Source organism: Martelella sp. HB161492, from assembly GCF_013184775.1.
Classification (GTDB): Bacteria; Pseudomonadota; Alphaproteobacteria; order Rhizobiales; family Rhizobiaceae; genus Martelella.
This window is the reverse complement of record NZ_JAATVV010000019.1, coordinates 1-17,484: the sequence shown is the minus strand read 5'-3', so window position 1 is coordinate 17,484 and position 17,484 is coordinate 1. Positions and strand designations below refer to the sequence as shown.

Annotated in this window: 11 protein-coding genes; 3 read left to right on the top strand and 8 right to left on the bottom strand. The window is 60.0% G+C overall.

Going from position 1 to position 17,484, the window contains the following annotated elements; all coding sequences use genetic code 11:
* Positions 1-102: 102 nt before the first annotated feature.
* Complete coding sequence (locus HCK86_RS22660) at positions 103-960, top strand: hypothetical protein (RefSeq protein WP_176086771.1); 858 nt, start codon at positions 103-105, stop codon at positions 958-960.
* 141 nt (positions 961-1,101) lie between these two features.
* Here HCK86_RS22660 and ugpC read toward each other — a convergent pair whose 3' ends face one another.
* The 8 genes from ugpC to HCK86_RS22620 form a co-directional block, all read right to left on the bottom strand.
* Positions 1,102-2,262, bottom strand: a complete 1,161-nt coding sequence (gene ugpC / locus HCK86_RS22655; RefSeq protein WP_176086770.1) for a sn-glycerol-3-phosphate ABC transporter ATP-binding protein UgpC — start codon at positions 2,260-2,262, stop codon at positions 1,102-1,104.
* 23 nt (positions 2,263-2,285) lie between these two features.
* The gene (locus HCK86_RS22650) at positions 2,286-3,008 is read right to left on the bottom strand and encodes a helix-turn-helix domain-containing protein (protein WP_176086769.1); all 723 of its coding nucleotides are present in this window, start codon (positions 3,006-3,008) and stop codon (positions 2,286-2,288) included.
* On the bottom strand, positions 3,005-3,841 hold the full coding sequence (locus tag HCK86_RS22645; RefSeq protein WP_176086768.1) for a carbohydrate ABC transporter permease: 837 nt from the start codon (positions 3,839-3,841) through the stop codon (positions 3,005-3,007). The genes HCK86_RS22650 and HCK86_RS22645 overlap by 4 nt, the downstream gene beginning before the upstream one ends.
* Positions 3,842-3,844: 3 nt before the next feature.
* Positions 3,845-4,777 carry a sugar ABC transporter permease gene (locus tag HCK86_RS22640; RefSeq protein WP_176086767.1) on the bottom strand — a complete coding sequence of 311 codons (933 nt, stop codon included), beginning with the start codon at positions 4,775-4,777 and terminating at the stop codon, positions 3,845-3,847.
* Positions 4,778-4,787: 10 nt separating this feature from the next.
* The gene (locus HCK86_RS22635; protein WP_176086766.1) at positions 4,788-6,053 is read right to left on the bottom strand and encodes an extracellular solute-binding protein; all 1,266 of its coding nucleotides are present in this window, start codon (positions 6,051-6,053) and stop codon (positions 4,788-4,790) included.
* Positions 6,054-6,075: 22 nt separating this feature from the next.
* Positions 6,076-8,343, bottom strand: coding sequence for an FAD-dependent oxidoreductase (locus HCK86_RS22630; RefSeq protein WP_176086765.1), 2,268 nt, complete (start codon positions 8,341-8,343; stop codon positions 6,076-6,078).
* 208 nt (positions 8,344-8,551) lie between these two features.
* Positions 8,552-9,361 carry a 4,5-DOPA dioxygenase extradiol gene (gene ygiD, locus HCK86_RS22625; RefSeq protein WP_176086764.1) on the bottom strand — a complete coding sequence of 270 codons (810 nt, stop codon included), beginning with the start codon at positions 9,359-9,361 and terminating at the stop codon, positions 8,552-8,554.
* An 89-nt stretch (positions 9,362-9,450) separates the two neighbouring features.
* A complete protein-coding gene (locus tag HCK86_RS22620) occupies positions 9,451-10,035 on the bottom strand; it encodes an ester cyclase (RefSeq protein ID WP_176086763.1) in 585 nt (194 codons plus the stop codon).
* Between the two features lie 156 nt (positions 10,036-10,191).
* Between HCK86_RS22620 and HCK86_RS22615 the strand changes: the two genes are divergently transcribed.
* Positions 10,192-11,091 carry a LysR family transcriptional regulator gene (locus HCK86_RS22615; RefSeq protein ID WP_176086762.1) on the top strand — a complete coding sequence of 300 codons (900 nt, stop codon included), beginning with the start codon at positions 10,192-10,194 and terminating at the stop codon, positions 11,089-11,091.
* 249 nt (positions 11,092-11,340) lie between these two features.
* Positions 11,341-17,484 (top strand): autotransporter outer membrane beta-barrel domain-containing protein (locus tag HCK86_RS22610; protein WP_176086761.1); only part of this gene is annotated, 6,144 nt, incomplete at its 3' end.

The window sequence follows — 17,484 nt, the reverse complement described above, 5'->3', positions numbered from 1 at the left end:
GATCTGAATATGTTCATCGATAGATCCAGTCTTGTTCTGCAATCATGGGATTTTTTCTGTCGACCTGTGAGGGGTGTTAAGGTGAATAACACAAAGACATTCATGTATTTTCTGGTTTTGTTGACGGTAATCCTGTTCGGGCTGCAGAACCAGGCTTCGGCGCAGGGTTGGGTGGATTGCGAACGGGTCAAAGGGTCAGAGGGTGAGATCCAGATGGTCGTCATCATTCTTTATCTTGATGGTCAGCGGTGCACCGCAGGAAGAGAGGATTTCTTCAGCAAGAATGAATCCGGCGAGATGCGGATGACGATCAACAGTAGAACCGGGACACTCCATGTGAATGAGCTTAGTGAGAGTTTCGTGGAGCTCGGCGTTGGCAGAACGCCTGTTCTGGGGCTCCAGCCGGTGGTTCGTCCGAATACCTGGGCGGTTCCGGTTGCACCGACCGAGATATACGGAGATCCAGAGATCATCTCTTCGGAAAGGGTCGCTGACGGTGTCAGGGTTGTCTCGAGAATGCGTGTCTCGCTTTTCATGGTGCCATTCGTCATTGAGGCTACGGCAGTGGTTGCCGATGGCGAGCTGCGAAAAGGCTATTCCGTGAAGTATCAACGACTTCCTTTTGCGCCTGAAGTGGACGGGCCGAATGCAAAACTGAGCGTGATATTGTTGAATTCGTCGGGCTTTTGTAATCCGAACGATAAGGACTTCTTCGGCAAGTGCGTGCTGCTCGCACGGATTGTCGAAAACAGAAGGAGCCTGAACTGCCTGAGAAAGAAGGAGGCCGCCGCGACAGGGCGCAATACGCCCAGACCGTCCACCGCCGATTTTAGCAGTGGTCTGGATGTCATTCTTGGTCTGGCGAAGCCGAAGCTGGCAGCGCCGGCTGTCGAGACGAAATGTGAAAAATTCGTCCGGATAGAACCCATCAGCTGCGACAAGACCTGTCCACGGCAATAGGCATCCGCCCGTCGTGATGGCGTATCCCGCGTCTGGTTCGCATCGGGGCGGATCGAAAGGCCGGATTGTTTCATACCGCAGGACCAAGGCTTCTCGACTTGAGCTGCTCCGCTGAAATGGCCTCAGGGATGCGCCACGCGTTCAGCGCGTGCTCATGATGTGATCGGCGGCGGCATCATTGGCCAGGCGTTTTCCAGCCGGTGCGTGATCGGTGCCGCGCTGCAGCATGACCGCTTTGCCATCGCCGTCAAAGAGATGCAGGCGGCTCCGTTCGAAGCTGAAGAGGCTGTCCCTGCCGCGGGCAATCTGCATGTCGCCATCACCTTCGACGATCACCTGACAGCCGCCATATTCGCCATAGACATAGGTGGTGCCGCCAAGTTCCTCGACGACGTCGCAATGCAGCATGACCTCGAAATCGCCGCCCTTGCCGACGATGAAATGCTCCGGTCGAATGCCCAGTTCCAGCATTGCGCCGGGTGGGGGAAGAGGCCCGGACGCCGACAAGGTGATCTCCTGACTGTCCGGCAGGGTGATCGTGACGCTGTTCCCGGCGACTGCCTCCACGCGGACGGGCAGGAAATTCATCTTGGGCGAGCCGATAAAACCGGCAACAAAACGGTTTTCCGGCCGGTGATAGAGGGCAAGCGGGGTCCCGACCTGCTCCACCGCACCATCGCGCAGAACCACGATCTTGTCGGCCATGGTCATGGCCTCGACCTGGTCGTGGGTCACGTAGATCATCGTGTTGCCAAGCCGCTCATGCAGCCTGGTGATCTCGATGCGCATCTGGACGCGAAGCTCGGCATCGAGATTGGAGAGCGGTTCGTCAAACAGGAACACCTTGGGCTGGCGCACGATGGTGCGGCCAATGGCGACGCGCTGGCGCTGGCCGCCCGAAAGCTGGCGCGGCTTGCGGTCAAGCAGCTCACCGAGTTTGAGGATTTCAGCCGCTTCGCCGACGCGCGCCTCAATCACATCCTTCGGCTCGCCGGCGACTTCGAGGCCGAAGCTTATATTCTCGCGGACCGTCATGTGCGGATAAAGCGCATAGGACTGGAACACCATGCCGATGCCACGGGCGCTCGCCTTCGCCTCGGTCACGCATTTGCCGCCAATATAGACATCACCTTCGGTGACCTCTTCAAGTCCCGCGATCATGCGCAGGAGCGTCGATTTCCCGCAGCCCGACGGACCGACAAAGACGACGAAGGATCCGCTTTCAATATCGAGATCGACGCCATGGATGGTCTCCAGCTCTCCGAAGCGCTTGACCACCCGATCGAGTTTCACATCGGCCATGATTTTCCTCCCGGTTCCGCCCGTCAGGCGTAGCTTTCAATTTCGCGGATCAGTGTCTTCAGCTCGCCGACATAGTTTTCAAGCGCGCCATCCTCGATGGCGATGTCGGTGAAGGCGATGCCCGCCCTGGCGCCGCCAACCGAAAATGTGGCCGCGATATTGTTGATGCGGCCCGCCGCATCGCGCTGGCAGGCATAGCCGTTGCGCCGGATGGCTGCGATGGTATCCGCAAGGCCCGCCCGCGCTTCTTCCGACCAGTCAGTGATGCACAGCGTCAGCGTCTCATCATCCATCTCCGCCAGAAGCGCCTTGCCGATCGATGATTGCGAGGCGTGATAGAGATGGTACCCGCCAAGCCCTTCGGCCGGATTCTGATGGGCGAGCGCGTGGTACATGTAGACGACCGCATCCTTCCACAGAATGCCGATTGCGAGCGTCCGGTCGTCATAGGCATGGCTGATGGCCACATGGGTGGCGGCCCGGAACAGGGCAGAGGAATGGAAACTCTGCGCGGCCAGAACATGCACCACCGGGCCGGGCAGATATTTCTTCTGCTGGTTCTGCTCGGCCATGCCGATCGCCTTCAGCGTCCTGAGCAGCCGGTTCACCTTGATCATGTTGATGCCGAGCCGTTCGGCGAGTTCCTTGGTGCCGAGCGGATGGTCGCTGGTCGTCAGCTCCTGAAAGCAGCGGATGCCATCGACAAGGCTCTGATTGGGCTGGGATGTCTGGGGTTTGTCGCTCACTTCACCGCTCCCGATGTCACACCACCGATGAATTGCTTCTGCAGCACGGAAAAGACAAGGATAATCGGCGCCGCGACGATGAAGGAGGCTGCCATGGCCCCGCCCCAATCGGCATTGTTTTCGTTGATATAGCGTAGCAGAAGGCCGGGGCCGACCGTGCGTTTGTCGTCAGAGGTAATCAGCGTCATCGAATAGAGCAGATCGTTCCACGACCACATGAAGGCATAGAGCGCGACGGTGATGAAGGCCGGCAGCGAGATCGGCATGACGATACGGCGGAAGATCTTCATATTGCTGGCGCCATCGACTTTCGCGGCTTCGATCAGCTCGTTCGGCACCTGCTTGAAATAGCTGTACATCATATAGGTCGAAACCGGCAGCGCGAAGACGATATAGGATATCGTCAGCCCGATCCGGGTGTCGAGCAGGCCGACCGATTGCAGCATCGGATAGATGCTGATCAGCAGGACGCCGAAGGGAAACATCTGCGCCGACAGGATCAGCAGCATCAGCGGCCGTTTGACCGGATAGTCGAACTTGGCGAAGGAATAGCCGGCAAGGGCGGCCAGAACCGCATTCAGAAGCGCCGACGCGGTGGAGGTTATGAGGCTGTTGCCGAGCTGCAGGATCAGCGGGCCCTGCGTGATGGCATTGATGAAATGGCCGAGATAGGGCCGGTGTGGCACGAAAGTCGGGTTCGACAGGTAGAGCTCGGCATTGGCCTTGAAGGCGCTCGACAGCGCCCAGTAGACCGGGAAGAACAGAAAGAAGGCGATGACGGCGAGAATGACGACAAAGCCGGTCTTTTCCCGCCAGCTGCGCAGCTCAAGCATGGCTCAATCCTCCCTGAACAGGCTTCTGAGATAGAAGATGACGATCGGCATCAGCGTGAAGACCCAGAGCACGCCGATGGCCGACGCCATGCCGAGATTCCAGTTCTGGAACGCCTGTTTGTAGACCTCGATCGACAGGACCGATGTTGCCCGGACCGGACCGCCGCCGGTCAGCGCGAAAATGATATCGAACTGCTGCAGATTGCCGATCATGCCGAGCGCGCCGGTGACAAGGAAGACCGGTTTGAGATGCGGCAGGATCAGGCGCCGCACGATCTTCAGATTACCGGCGCCATCGATGCGCGCCGCCTCGATCTGCTGGAAGTCCATGCTCTGCAGGCCAGCAAGGAAGAAGGACATGAACAGCGGGATCGAAATCCAGGTCCGCGTCAGGATCACCGCCATCATCGCCCCGACATCATTGGAGAGAAACTGGACGGGGGAACTGACCGCCCCGATATCCATCAGCAGCACGTTGACGATGCCGTAGCGCCCGTTCAGCATCCAGGCCCAGATGAAGGCGCTCACCGTCGACGGCAGGATCCAGGGCAGCAGCGTCATGGTGCGGAAGACGGCGCGCCCGCGAAAATCCTGATACATGAGCAGCGCCCAGGACAGGCCGAGAAACATCGTCAGCAGTGTCGTTCCGGCGACGAAGATCGCCGTCGTCACCCAGGAGCCGAGTACATAAGGATCGGTCAGGATGGTCTTGAAATTCTCGAAGCCGATGAAGATCGGCTCCGTGTCGTAGATCGTGTACTGGTAGAAGGCCATGGACATGGCATCCACGAAGGGCCAGGCCACCATGACCAGAAACGCAAACATCGCCGGGGCGAGGATCAGATAGGCAAAGCGCCTGTCTGAACGTTTCAGATAGCCGGGTTTGCGCCGGGCCGGGCTTGTCGCCCCCATCTGGCGCGTGGTCGCCATGTCCATCTCACCGTCCTCAGTTCATCAGTTTCTCGATGCGGGCCTGCATATCGGCCGCGGCCGTTGCCGCATCCTTCTTGCCCAGCACGGCGGACTGCACTTCCTCTGAAACAATGCCGACATAATTGGCGCTGTCCTTGAGAGACGCGAGTTCGTTGAGCTTCGGCATGCCGAGCGAGGCGTTCCAGTCGACAATATACTGGTCGGAGGTGACGATGTCGCTCATCCGCGCCGAGTTGGTGACCGGTATCGCGCCCAGCTTCTGGAAATATTCAAGCTGGATCTGGTCATTCATGGTGAGGCCCGAAATCAGCTTTGCCGAGGGGCTTTCGGCTGAAAGGGTGCCGTCCACCATGCCTTCGTCCGTCTTGCGCATCACCAGAAGGTGACCCCATTCCATCGAATGCGGTGTCATGCCGGCCTCAGCCACGGGCATCGGGATCGGGTAGATATATTTGATGAAGGCTTCGCCTTCACCGGAAAAATCCTCGGCAAAGCCCTTGGCAACCGGCGCATCGAAATAATAGGCGCTTTCTCCCTGGCCGAACATGCGCCGCGCCGCGCCGCGATCGACATCCAGGGCAGCGAGACCGCGATCGACCAGATCCTTCATGAAGTCCAGTGTTGCAACCGTTGCTTCAGAATTGACGACGGGCTTGCCGTTATCATCGAAGATCGAGCCGCCAAAAGCCCAGAGCCAGAGCTGAAAATCACTCGATACCAGATCATCACCCTTGGTCATCATGGCATAAGGCGTGCTGTTCGGGTTTGCCGCCTTGACTTTTTCAAGGTCGGTAACGAAGTCGGCGATCGTCGCCGGTGGTTCGCTCACGCCTGCCGGCTCCAGCACCTTGCGGTTGGAGACAAGGCTGATTGAGCCGATATTCCATGGCATGCCAACCTGTCTGCCCTGAACCTGGCCTGCGGCCAGCACTTCCGGCGGGAACATCGCCGCGAGCTTTTCCTCGCCGTAAAGCTCGTTGAAATCGACCACATCCGGCATCTGGGCGAAGGTCGGCAGCCAGCGTTCCTGCGCCTGGTAGACATCAAGCGGCTGCTTGGTCCTGATCCTCAGAAACACCGTCTTCTGCATATCTCCCCAGGCGCTCGAAAGCACATCCACCGGCACGCCGGTCTCTTCGATCAGCTGATCCATCACCGGCGCATTGCTGGGCTCGGCCGTGATCCAGTTCAGGAATGTCACCTTGCCATCGGCGGCATGGGCGGCAAACGCGCTTGCCGAAAGCGCCAGCGCCGCAACGCCCGCTTTGAACATCATCATCATCTCTCCTCCACGTATCGGTTTATTCTACACGCACTCCAAGCAGTGACACGGCGTGGCCCTGTCTGTTGGCCATCCGCAGGCTCAGGCTGCCGATCAGGCTTTCCTCCGAAAGATCGACAGCAAGGACGGGATTGCGATTGTCGAGGATCTCGGCAACGACGCGGCCATTGGCACTGACCGTGACGTCATGGACAAGAAGCGGCATCACCCGGTCGTGGTGGCGGTACTGCACGCTTTCCAGCGGATGATCGTAATCGCAATCAAGATAGAGAATGAGTTTTGCGGCGCGGACCGGCGTCTCGAAATCGAGCGTCACCTCGGGGGCCGGGTCGGCGCGATCGGCCATCCAGGCATTCGGACCGAAAGTCGGTCTGAGCGGCCCGGAAACAAGATTGGCAGTATCGAACAGATGCAGCGGATGGTCGGCAACAAGGGCAATGTTTGCGCCTTCGGGGCGCCGTTCCGGCACCCAGAAATCGAAACTGTCAACGCCGAGCGAAAAGGGGGCTTCCTGCCGGGCCGTGGTCGAGACCTTGTCAAGGCCGCCTTTCTTGACCGCGACGAGGCCGGTGATGCATTCGCTCGAAAGCCCGATTTCGACATCCGGATTTTCCAGAAAGCAGACAAACACATATTGCGCGCGGGCAAGGGCCGGCAGCGGGATGGTGATCGTCTGTTCGCCGGCTTCAAGCGGCAGCGAGAGCGCGCTGACCAGAATGTCCGGCGTATGGTTTTCAGGCTTCTCGGCAATCTTCAGCTCAACTGTGAGCTCCGTCTGCCGCCCGGCGCGCAGCGGCACATGGATCACATTGGCGATGTCGCTGCGGCCCGGCAAAAGCTGGGCGTAGCTCGTTTTCAGCCGCCTATAGCCGTGATCATGGGCAAGGCTGGTGAGCGAGAAGGTCGAGGATGCGGTGATTTTTGCGCGACATGCCAGATTACCGTCTGCCAGAGCATCGTAATGGGGCACGTAGTGGCCGGCCCGTGACAAGGCGTGTTTGAAGGCGGGAAGAACGTCCGGCGTCGCCACATCGCGCGGCAGAATGCCCTTTTTGACGCAAAGGGCCGCCGCCGTGCCGATCGCCTGCCCCACGGTCGATGATGTCGCCATCACCCGGGTTGATCCGAAGGCGACATGGGAGGCGGACAGAAGCCTGCCATTGGTGAAGAGATTTTCGATGTTGCGGCTGTACATGCAGCGGAAGGGAATGCCATAGACGCCTTTGGCGTGATACTGGTTGCAGCCATCGGCATCGCCATAGACGCCATCAGCGGGATGCAGGTCGATCGACCAGCCGCCATGGCAGACGTCGTCTTCGTGGACGACCTGGCGGACTATATCCTTCTGCCTCAGAATATAGTCGCCTTCCGCGCGGCGGCTTTCGCGTTTTCCCGGAATGGTGCCGACCCATTCGAGCGCCAGATTGGCGGCTTCGGGAAACGCGCCGGAATTCTTGATGTAGTTCCAGACGCCATAGACGATCTTCTGCAATTCGCCCTTGATCTCTTCCGACTGATGGATCGTATCAAGCCTGCCGCCCCATTCGATCCACCACAGCGAACAGCCCTGTTCGCTGGTGCGGAAGCGGCGATAACGCGGGATCAGTTGCGGCACGTCCTTCAATGCGAAATCGGGTGCCACATAATCCACCTGATGGCCGACATCCTTGGTGTAGAAATACATCGAATGGCCAAGCAGCTCGCCGTAATTATTGCCCGGCGCCATCGGCTCATCGAACTCCTCGGCCCGTTCCGCCCCCATGCGATAGGCCGCCCCGGACAGGTGAACGAGAATGCCGTCACCGCTGGAATCGGCGAAAAAGGGGCCGGAAAGCCGGTACATGGTGCTGTTCTGGGAATTGAAGGCATGGATCTCGCGGACGCGGTTGTCTGTTGTAACCGCATGGAAGACCTGGGTGTTGACGAGCACGGTCAGGTTCTGCTCCCGGCCCACCCAGTCCTGAACAATGCTGTCGAAGATCACCGGATTGCCGCCCGGATTGCGGAACTGATTTTCCAGCAGCAGCTCGTTGATGATCCCGCCTTCGCGGGCAAAGCGGTTGTTGTTGCCGCCATGGGAGGTCGCGCCCAGTATCCACAGCCGGACCTCGCTTGAGGCGTTGCCGCCCAGAACCGGCCGGTCCTGCACCAATGTGACTTTGAGCCCTTCCCGCGCGGCCGCGATTGCGGCGCAGACGCCGGAAAGACCGCCGCCCACCACCACCAGATCCGCCTCGATAGCGAGGGTTCTGAGGTCACGCGGGGCGCTGGCTCCCTCAACGATCATGCCATCCTCCCATTTCAATAATAGAAATATCTATAATTGAAATCGTTATGTCAAGACACAAATGCTGCCCGCGCGGAACCAGTCATGGTTCCGCGATCCTGTCTTGCGATGCTGGGAGGGTGCGAAAGGCCGGGCCGCGGTGAGCGAGCGGCTGCGTCGATTCAATAAGATAGGGCGTCCTGGTGCGTCCAAAAGGACGCACGGCGCTTTAGGACAGAATGAAGGAGCGCATCGACAGGGAGGCCATGTCGAAGGATGTATTGAAGAAGGAGAGGTCGTCCTTTGGATCGGCGACGCCGATCGAATAGAGCGAGGGCAGGAAATGTTCGGGGGTCGGATTGGCAAGCTGCGCCACACGCCCGAGCGACAGCGCATCGGTAACCGAGAGGAAATCGCGCTGTTCAAGCGACTTTGCCACATGCGCATCAAAGATCTGCGCCCAGTCGTAGGGCGCTGCACCGGGCCGCAAGGCGCGGAGATTATGCACGAGGTTGCCGCTGCCGATGATCAGAACGCCGCGTTCGCGAAGAACTTTCAGCTCCTGTGCCAGCTCAAAATGCGCGCGGGCGGATTTGCGCAGGTCGAGCGACAGCTGGAATACGGGGATATTCGCCTTCGGGAACATCCGGATCAGCACGGACCAGGCGCCGTGGTCGAGGCCCCATTCGGTGTCGGCTTCCAGGTGGGATGACCGGACAAGGTCTATGGTTGCCTGTGCAAGTTCGGGCGCGCCCGGTGCCGGATATTGCTGTGCGAAAAGTTCCGGCGGAAAGCCGCCGAAGTCATGGATCGTTGCGGGCTGCTGGCCGACATGAACCAGTGTCGTTCCCGATGTCATCCAATGGGCCGAGACGCACAGGATAGCTGCCGGCACGGGGAGGTTCTCGCCGACCTCATGCCAGGATCGGCTATAGGCGTTGTCCTCGATGGCGTTCATCGGATTGCCATGACCGATGAAGAGTGCGGGCATCCGCGGCGTTGGCGGCAGATTGGCGAAGGCCGTGTTCAGATCGGACATGGGGTAGTTTCCTGTGGTCATTCATCGCGCAAGGGCCGGGGGTCAGCTCAATGTGACCACCGGCCGGATATTGATATCTGGTAGCGCGTTTACTGCGCGAGGCCAATCTGCTTCATGAAATCGAGATTGTCCCAGAAAAGATATTCTTCATCCATGACACCGTCGCTGTTCCAGTGGCCAAGCGTCGCCATGGTGAGCTTGAACGGCTTGCCCGTCGGATCCAGTGTCTTGCCGTCACCGACTGGCATGGGCTCGGTAAAGGTGCCTTCCAGAACGCCGATGACGCCGGTCCACTCGCCATCGCCAAATTTCACCGGATGGGACTCGATACGGGTGTCGGGTGCGAAGACGAACATCGGCTTCAGGGCTTCGATATGGGCGTCGAGGCCTTTGGTCGTGGTGCCATCAGGATAGTGAACCAGAATATCCTGGGCGTGGCTTTCGTGAAGCCGGTCCCATTTCTGATGCGTGTAGACATCGAAATCGAGGGTGTCGAAGGTCTCAAGGTTCTTTTTCGTCGTCTCCTCGGCGCTCTGATACTTCGAAAGTTCTGTCATCAGGGCGGGAATGGCTGCATTCGCATCCTGGGGCGTCGTTGTCTGCTGGGCAGAGGCGGCGGTGGCGAGCGGCAGGCTGATCGCGGCAGCGGCCAGAAGTGATGTGAGTTTACGCATGATTGTCGTCCTTTCGTTGGATTGGCCGAGCCTGGCGAGGGCTTCCTATGCCGGCCTGATCGCGTTTCGATGCGGTGAAACTAGATCGAAGGAATCGATGGAAAAAGCGGCCCAGCCGTGTAAGACTGTTACGCAAAACGTAACAATGGCATTCTCATGGATCTTTTTCGTGCAGTTCAGGTCTTCGTAACCGTCGTCGACAGCGGCAGTTTCGTTGCAGCGGCCGCGTTGCTTGATACGTCCAATGCCGCCATTTCCCGTCAGGTCGCGGCACTGGAAAGCCATTTTGGCGTTCGTCTGCTGCACCGGACCACACGCCGGCTATCGCTCTCCGAACCTGGCCAGGCGCTCTATCAGCGCGGCCAACAGATCTTGCATGATGTGGCGGAAATGGAGGCCGTCGTCGGGCAGCATACGGCCATGCCCAGCGGCGTTCTGCGGATCAGTGCGCCGCTGTCCTTCGGCATTCACACGCTGTCCCGGCTGCTGCCTGAATTTCATGCGCGTTATCCGAAGCTGCGACTGGATATCGACCTCACTGACCGCGTCGTCGATCTGGCCCATGACGGCCTTGATATTGCGCTGCGCATTGCGCGGGCGCCAAGCCAGAACCTGATTGCCCGCAAGATCGCCCCCATCCAGATGATTATCTGTGCTTCGCCATCCTATCTGGTCAAGCACGGAGAACCGGCAACGCCTCAGGCGCTATCGGACCATGAGGTGCTGAGCTATTCCTACCTCTCTTCCGGCGATAACTGGGTGCTCCTGAATGCTGCGGGAGCGGAGACAACGGTGCGGGTCAGTCCCAGCATTCATGCGACCAATGGTGACTTGTTGCGGGAGCTTGCTCTGGCGGGTGGCGGGATCATCGTCCAGCCGGACTTCATTCTCGCCGATGATATTGCCAGTGGCATGCTGGTGCCATTGCTGCAGGACTGGCGGATGGGCGATTTCAGCCTCTATGCTGTCTATCTCAGCCGGAAGTTTCTTTCGGTGAAGGTTCGGGTCTTTATCGACTATCTGACCGAAACCATCGGGCGATCGTCCGGCAGCTGATCTTCGACCGCAGCGCCGGTTCCGTCTCGGATGCTGTCGGTATCCTCGTCCCTTCGGCCAGCCTCAGATCGATTTCCACGGCATTGAGTGTCAGGAATGCAACTCTGGGCGATTGTTAAACCGCAATTCCCAGAAAAGGTCCGCTGAATGATTTTGTCTTTTGGGAAGTCATGACCTAATAGCGTTAGTCAGATCTAACTTTTGGGGGTGATGGTTCTCCTGATCTGAATCGAGAAAAAGGAATTGCATGTGACTGCCAAGGACGCTGAAAGGAACAGGACGTCTCTTGCGAAGGCTTCGGCGTCCAGCCGCAAGGCCCGTGCACGATGGGTTGCATCATCATTGCTGTTTCAGTCGACCGCGCTTGCCGGAACGCTCGCCGGCGTGCCGATGCCGTTTTATGCGCGGGGATATTCAAGGGCCTATGCCGCCGCCAGCTGCGACCCGTCCTCGACAAGCGGCATGGTCAATGATGCCAGCACCGTGCAGTCGACCACCTTCACCTGCACAATCACGTCGTCCAGCACGATTACAACACCGCAATATGCCTATGGCGGGGCCTATATGGCCTATGATGCCGCGACCCTGCCAATCCCCGAGGCAAAGGTGATGGCCAAGAACGGGCAGCCCGGCCTGAACATCACCATCAACAATTCTGCGGCGATTACGGTTTCAGCCGCCGCATCATCATCGTCGATAATCGAAACTTCCGTCAGTTCCGTCTACATGCAGCGCGCGCTGTCGACGCAGAGTGCGGCCATTTCGGTGGTATCGCATGCATCGGACAATTTTCAGTATGCGAGCTTCGTCACCTCCGGCGGGCTGGGCGGCGCAATTTCGATCACCAATAGCGCCACGCTCACCAGCACTGTCGGCGGCGGGATCTACGCCATCTCGCTCGGCGGTGATACGACCTACGGCGCTGGCGGCGATGGCGGCGATGTCTATGTGAAATCGACAGGCACGGTCACCGGATCGACCTTTGGCATTGTTGCCATCAGCTCCGGCGGTCACGCCAACACATTGATGGAGCCGACGGGCAAAACCGCCAGCGAGACAGTTGCGGGTTCTGCCGGAACGGTTGGCATCTATGTGAGCGGTTCGGTCTATGCCACGACCAGCGGCCCAGCCGTTCTCGCTGCGTCCTATGGCGGCAGCCAGGGGACCGGAACGGGTAACTTCCTGACGGATCAATATCTGGGCGAAGCCTATGGTGGCGATGCCAGCGCGGTCACGGTCACGATCGGATCATCGTCAACGGCGTTTTCGGGCACCATTTCCACGAAGTCATCAGGCACGGTCGGCAATGGCGTCATAAAGCAGAATGGCGAGCCAAAGATCGCGCTTGGTTCGACGATCGGCAGTCTGGCGCAGCGTGTCTCAGGGGCGGCGATTGCTGCCAAGAGCATTGGCGGCTATGGCTTCAACAATGGTGGCGATGTCGGCGGTGGCGGGGATGGCGACACTGTCACCGTATCGCTTTATGGCACCTCCAAGACCCTTGTCACAACCAGTGGCGACGATTCTGCCGGTATCCTTGCTGTCAGCGCTGGCGGCATGGGCTATTCCACCTCGTGGAGCGGCAGCTACAAGCCCGGCGGCAATGGTGCGGCTGTCAGCGTCACCGTATCCGGCGGCGGGACGATCAAGACAAGCGGTGCCTATTCGTCCGGAATCGTGGCGCAGTCCCTTGGCGGCAGCGGCGGAGCCAAGGGCAAGAATTATACCTATGCCGGCAATGCCGGAAAGGTCACGGTCATCAGTGATTTCTATATTTCCACGGCAGGCGCTTATTCTCACGGCATTGTCGCCCAGTCGGCAGCGGCCGCCTATTCCGGTGCCAATTTCCGCTATTCCGGCGATGGCGACATCACCCTTGGCGATACCAATGATTCGTCTCAGGGCAGTTCGGATGTTTATGTTCTCAATACCGGCAAGATCGTAACCAACGGTATTTCGGCCCATGGCATCATCGCCCAGTCAATTGGCGGCGGCGGCGGGATCTTGACGGCAACGGCGACGCTCTCCACGGATAGCTACGGGGCTGTCAATTCGTCGACGTCACAGACGGTCGGAACCGGGGCCAGCAACGCTGATGGTGCGAAGGTGACCGTCATCAACGACGGCACGATCATCACCAAATATGCCGGCACGTCCTATTCCAGCGGAACAAAGGTTGCGAATACGGTTGTTACCGGTGGCATTGGTATTCTGGCGCAATCGATTGGCGGCGGCGGCGGCATCGTGGTCGGCCAGGGCACCTCCAGCAATCTCGGAGGCTCGGGTGACAACAACAAGGACGGCTCGAATGGCGGTGAGGTCTATGTCACCAATTCCGGCACGATTGTCACCTATGGTGCGGAAGCGCATGGCATTGTCGCGCAATCGATTGGCGGTGGCGGCGGCACCGGCACAAACGGATTCGGCATTTTCGCCACGATCGGCGGTACGGGCGGCAATGGCGGTGATGGCGGCGATGTCGATATTTCCAATGTCGGCTCGATCACGACCTATGGCGACTATGCAAGCGCGATTATCGCGCAATCCGTCGGCGGCGGCGGCGGTACCGGCGGCAAGGCATCGTCGTTCGGCATCGGCATCTCGCTTGCGGTCGGTGGCAGTGGCGGCGGCGGCGGCGACGGCGGAACGGTTACGCTGGAGCGCAACAACAAGAGTGTCATTTCCACCAGCGGCTATCATGCGACGGCCATTCTGCTGCAATCGATCGGCGGCGGCGGCGGCAGCGGCGGCGCTGCCAAATCGATCAGCGACAGCGGCGTCGTCAGCCTGTCCGTCGCGACCGGCGGCAATGGCGGCGACGGTGGTGATGGCGGGGAGGTCAACGGCCATATCGGCGGAACCGTCACGACGACAGGCACGGATTCTGTTGCCGTCCTCGTCCAGTCGATTGGCGGCGGCGGCGGCGATGGCGGCGGATCGACGGCCAAGGCGATCGCTGCGGGCGTACCTACCGAGTGGGGCGGCGACAGCGCTTCGCTCTCGGTCTCGATCTCCCATGGCGGCTCGGGCGCGACCGGCGGCGATGGCGGGAGCGCAAATGCCTGGGTGGAAGACGGCGCCAAGATCACCACAACCGGCGATGGCTCTTCCGGGCTGGTCGTGCAATCGATCGGCGGCGGCGGCGGCAATGGCGGCGATTCGACGGCTGCGTCAGGGTCCGCATCGCTGCAAAGCCTGCTCGCAAAGGAAACGGATGGCGTTGTCGGACTGCAGGGCAAGTCGCTCTCCCTGACAACCAATGTGTCCATTGGTGGCTCTGGAGGCGATGGCGGCAAGGGCGGCGAAGCCTATGCGCATAATCTCGGCACCATCTCGACAGAAGGCGAGTTTGCCTATGGCATGCTGGTGCAATCGATCGGCGGCGGCGGCGGCAATGGTGGAACCGGCGAAAGCGATTCGCTCAACGCCTTTGGCGAAAGCACGGTTGCCCTGACGCTTTTGCTTGGCGGAAGTGCCGGCTCTGGTGGTGAAGGTGGCCTCGCCAAGGGGGGCGTTTCGGATACCGGTTCGATCAAGACCAGTGGCAGCAACGCCGGTGCGCTTGTTGTCCAGTCGATCGGCGGCGGCGGCGGTACGGGCGGCAGCGGAACCGGTGACGCGGATGCTTCCAATACTGTCACGCTCGGGCTCGGCACCACAGGCGGCTCGGGGGGCGATGGCGGCTCGGCCTATGCCTGGAATGCCGGAACCATCGTTACGACCGGCGATGCCGCCAATGGCGTCACGGTCCAGTCGATTGGCGGCGGCGGCGGTATCGGCGGCTCCGGCACCAGTTCTGTGTCGCACAGTATAGAGATTGAAAAGGAACTGACCAGCGACGAGAAGACCAAGATCGAGTTGAAGGCGAGCGCCGATATTAAAACGACGCTGACAGCGACCGCAGGATCGTCCGGCGGCGCATCGGGCGATGGCGGCACGGTTATTTTCGGGCTTCCGGAAGAAGGCAAAGATGACTTTTCCCACGGCTCCATCAAGACCTATGGTCCGACCTCCCATGGCGTGGTTGCCCAGTCCATCGGTCAGGGTGGCGGAACCGTTTCGCTGTCATCCAACCAGAGCAGTGTTGCGCTCAAGGCGGCCATAGACGGGTTGAACAGTGTCAGCGTGACGGCAGCACTCACGCTCGGCGGATCGGGCGAAGGCGCGCTTGGCAATGGCGGCAAGGTCAGCGTCTATGCCTCGGATGTCTATACGGCCGGGTTTTCCTCCATCGGCGTGATCGCCCAGTCGATCGGCGGCGGCGGTGGCATCGGCACTTTCAGCGGCTACGCGCCCGATTCCATTGCCATCACGCTCGGGGCCAAGCTTGAAAGCAATTCCTTCGAAGACAGTCTCGAAAGCGGCAGTGTCTATGTCGAGCTGCTGAGCAAGGAGGCGATCACGACGAAGGGCGACAATTCGAGTGCTGTCGTCGCCCAGTCGATCGCCGGCGGTGGCGGCATCGCCATCATGGCATTCGGCACGAGTTCGCTTGTCAATGATGACACGATCTCCGATGTCATGACGGTGCAGCTTGGCAGCTATGGTTCGGGGAAGGCAAACCCGAATATCCAGAGCGGAACGGTTACGGTTACCAACAAGGGCACGATCACGACATCGGGAACGCGCGCCTTCGGCATTGTCGCGCAGTCCATCGGCGCGGGCGGCGGCCTGGTCAATGCATCGAGCGCCTCCTTCTCCTCCGTGACCTTTGCCGAAAAGGCCTATGCCGGCGGGGCGGATGATGTCACGGTATCGCTGACGGGCGGTTCGATCGTCACCTCCGGCGATGGCGCTGCCGGCGTCGTTGCCCAGTCGATCGCTGGCGGCGGCGGTCTGGCGGCGGATCTTTCCGCCGGCAAGATCAATGCCTATTACGTTTCGAGCAAGGATGCCAAATACAGCTATTACTCGACGGCCTATCTTCAGGGCTACGCCAATTCCGGCACGGTCACTGTCACCGTTGATGAAGATTCATCCATCACGACGACCGGTGACTACGCCCATGGCATCATCGCGCAGTCAATTTCCGGCTCGGGCGGCATCTTCGAGCGGAACGGCAAGGTCTATGCCGGGTCGCTGAACCGCTATTTGGACAGCGGATTTACCAGTAGTTCAGGTGACGTCAACGTGACGGTCGACGGATCGGTCTCGGTCACGGGGGAAGGCTCCTGGGGCGTCTGGGCGCAGACGCAGGACAGCACCATCACCGTGACTGTGGGCTCTTCCGGCTCCATCAGCGCCTCGGCCAGTTCCGATGAGAATGGCGGTGCCATCTACGCCGCCTACAGCAAGAATGGCAAATTCAAGCTGGAAAACAGCGGCAGCATCACCGGCAACGTCGTGGTTTCCAAGGCCGGATCCGTCACTACCGTCAAGGATTACAGTTCCTCGGTTTCCGCGAATGCAGATGGTGTGGTCAGCCTGGCGACGGAGGCCAGTGAAGGCAAGACCCTGCTGCTCAATCACGGCAGTTTCACAAGTGGTGTGATTGCCGGCCTCGACACGGTGCTGAATTCGGGCACCATCAATCTCGGCGGTGAAGGCCATGTGATCCAGACGGTGTTCTCCGGTGATCTGGTCGGGATCGGCTCGTCCGATTACGGCAGCACCTATGATGCCGAGACGCTCGGCCTTGATGCCGCCTTTACCGCCTTCACCTATTACAGCCGCTCGACGGTGAAAAACTGGAGCACAGCGACTTCCAGCAGTGGCGGCCTTATCACTGGCCTTGATGTCGATATGGAGAGCGGCACCGGTGACACGCTGGTGGTTGAAGGCGATTTCGCCGGCAGCTGGGGCGTGGATGTCAATGCAACGTCGCTGCTTCCGAACACCCGCACCGACTTCCTCAAGGTCGAGGGCACGGATCTTGCCGATATCACCGTGCTGTCATCGCTGATCTATGACTTCACCGATGTGACGACGGGTAGCGATGGCTGGGAAGGCTTCTCGGTCGACAGCGCCCATTTCACCGATACCGGGCTGTCGCTCGGCAAGAATGCCTCGGAGGTTTCCCGCGGGCTGCAGGAGGTCTGGGACCGCCTTTCGGCGGGCGAGACGGCTTCAGCCACCGCATCCGACGAGATCACCATCGGCCAGATCTTCGGTTCGTTCCAGCAATCGACCACCAGCTCTCTCTCCGACGATCTGCAGAAGCTCGCCTCGCAGACGGCAGCCGCCGGCGTGGCGCTGTCGCCCGCTTCCGCCATTGCCGCGGCCAACAGCGTGCTGTCCTGCCCCGCCTTCGAGGGCGACGGGATCATGCTGACGGATGGCTCCTGTGTCTGGGCCAAGGGGCTTGGCGGCAGCACCATCCAGCAGCCGACCGGCGATCAGTACGGCTTCACCCGCTCCATGGGCGGGGTTGCAACCGGCGGGCAGAAGGCGCTG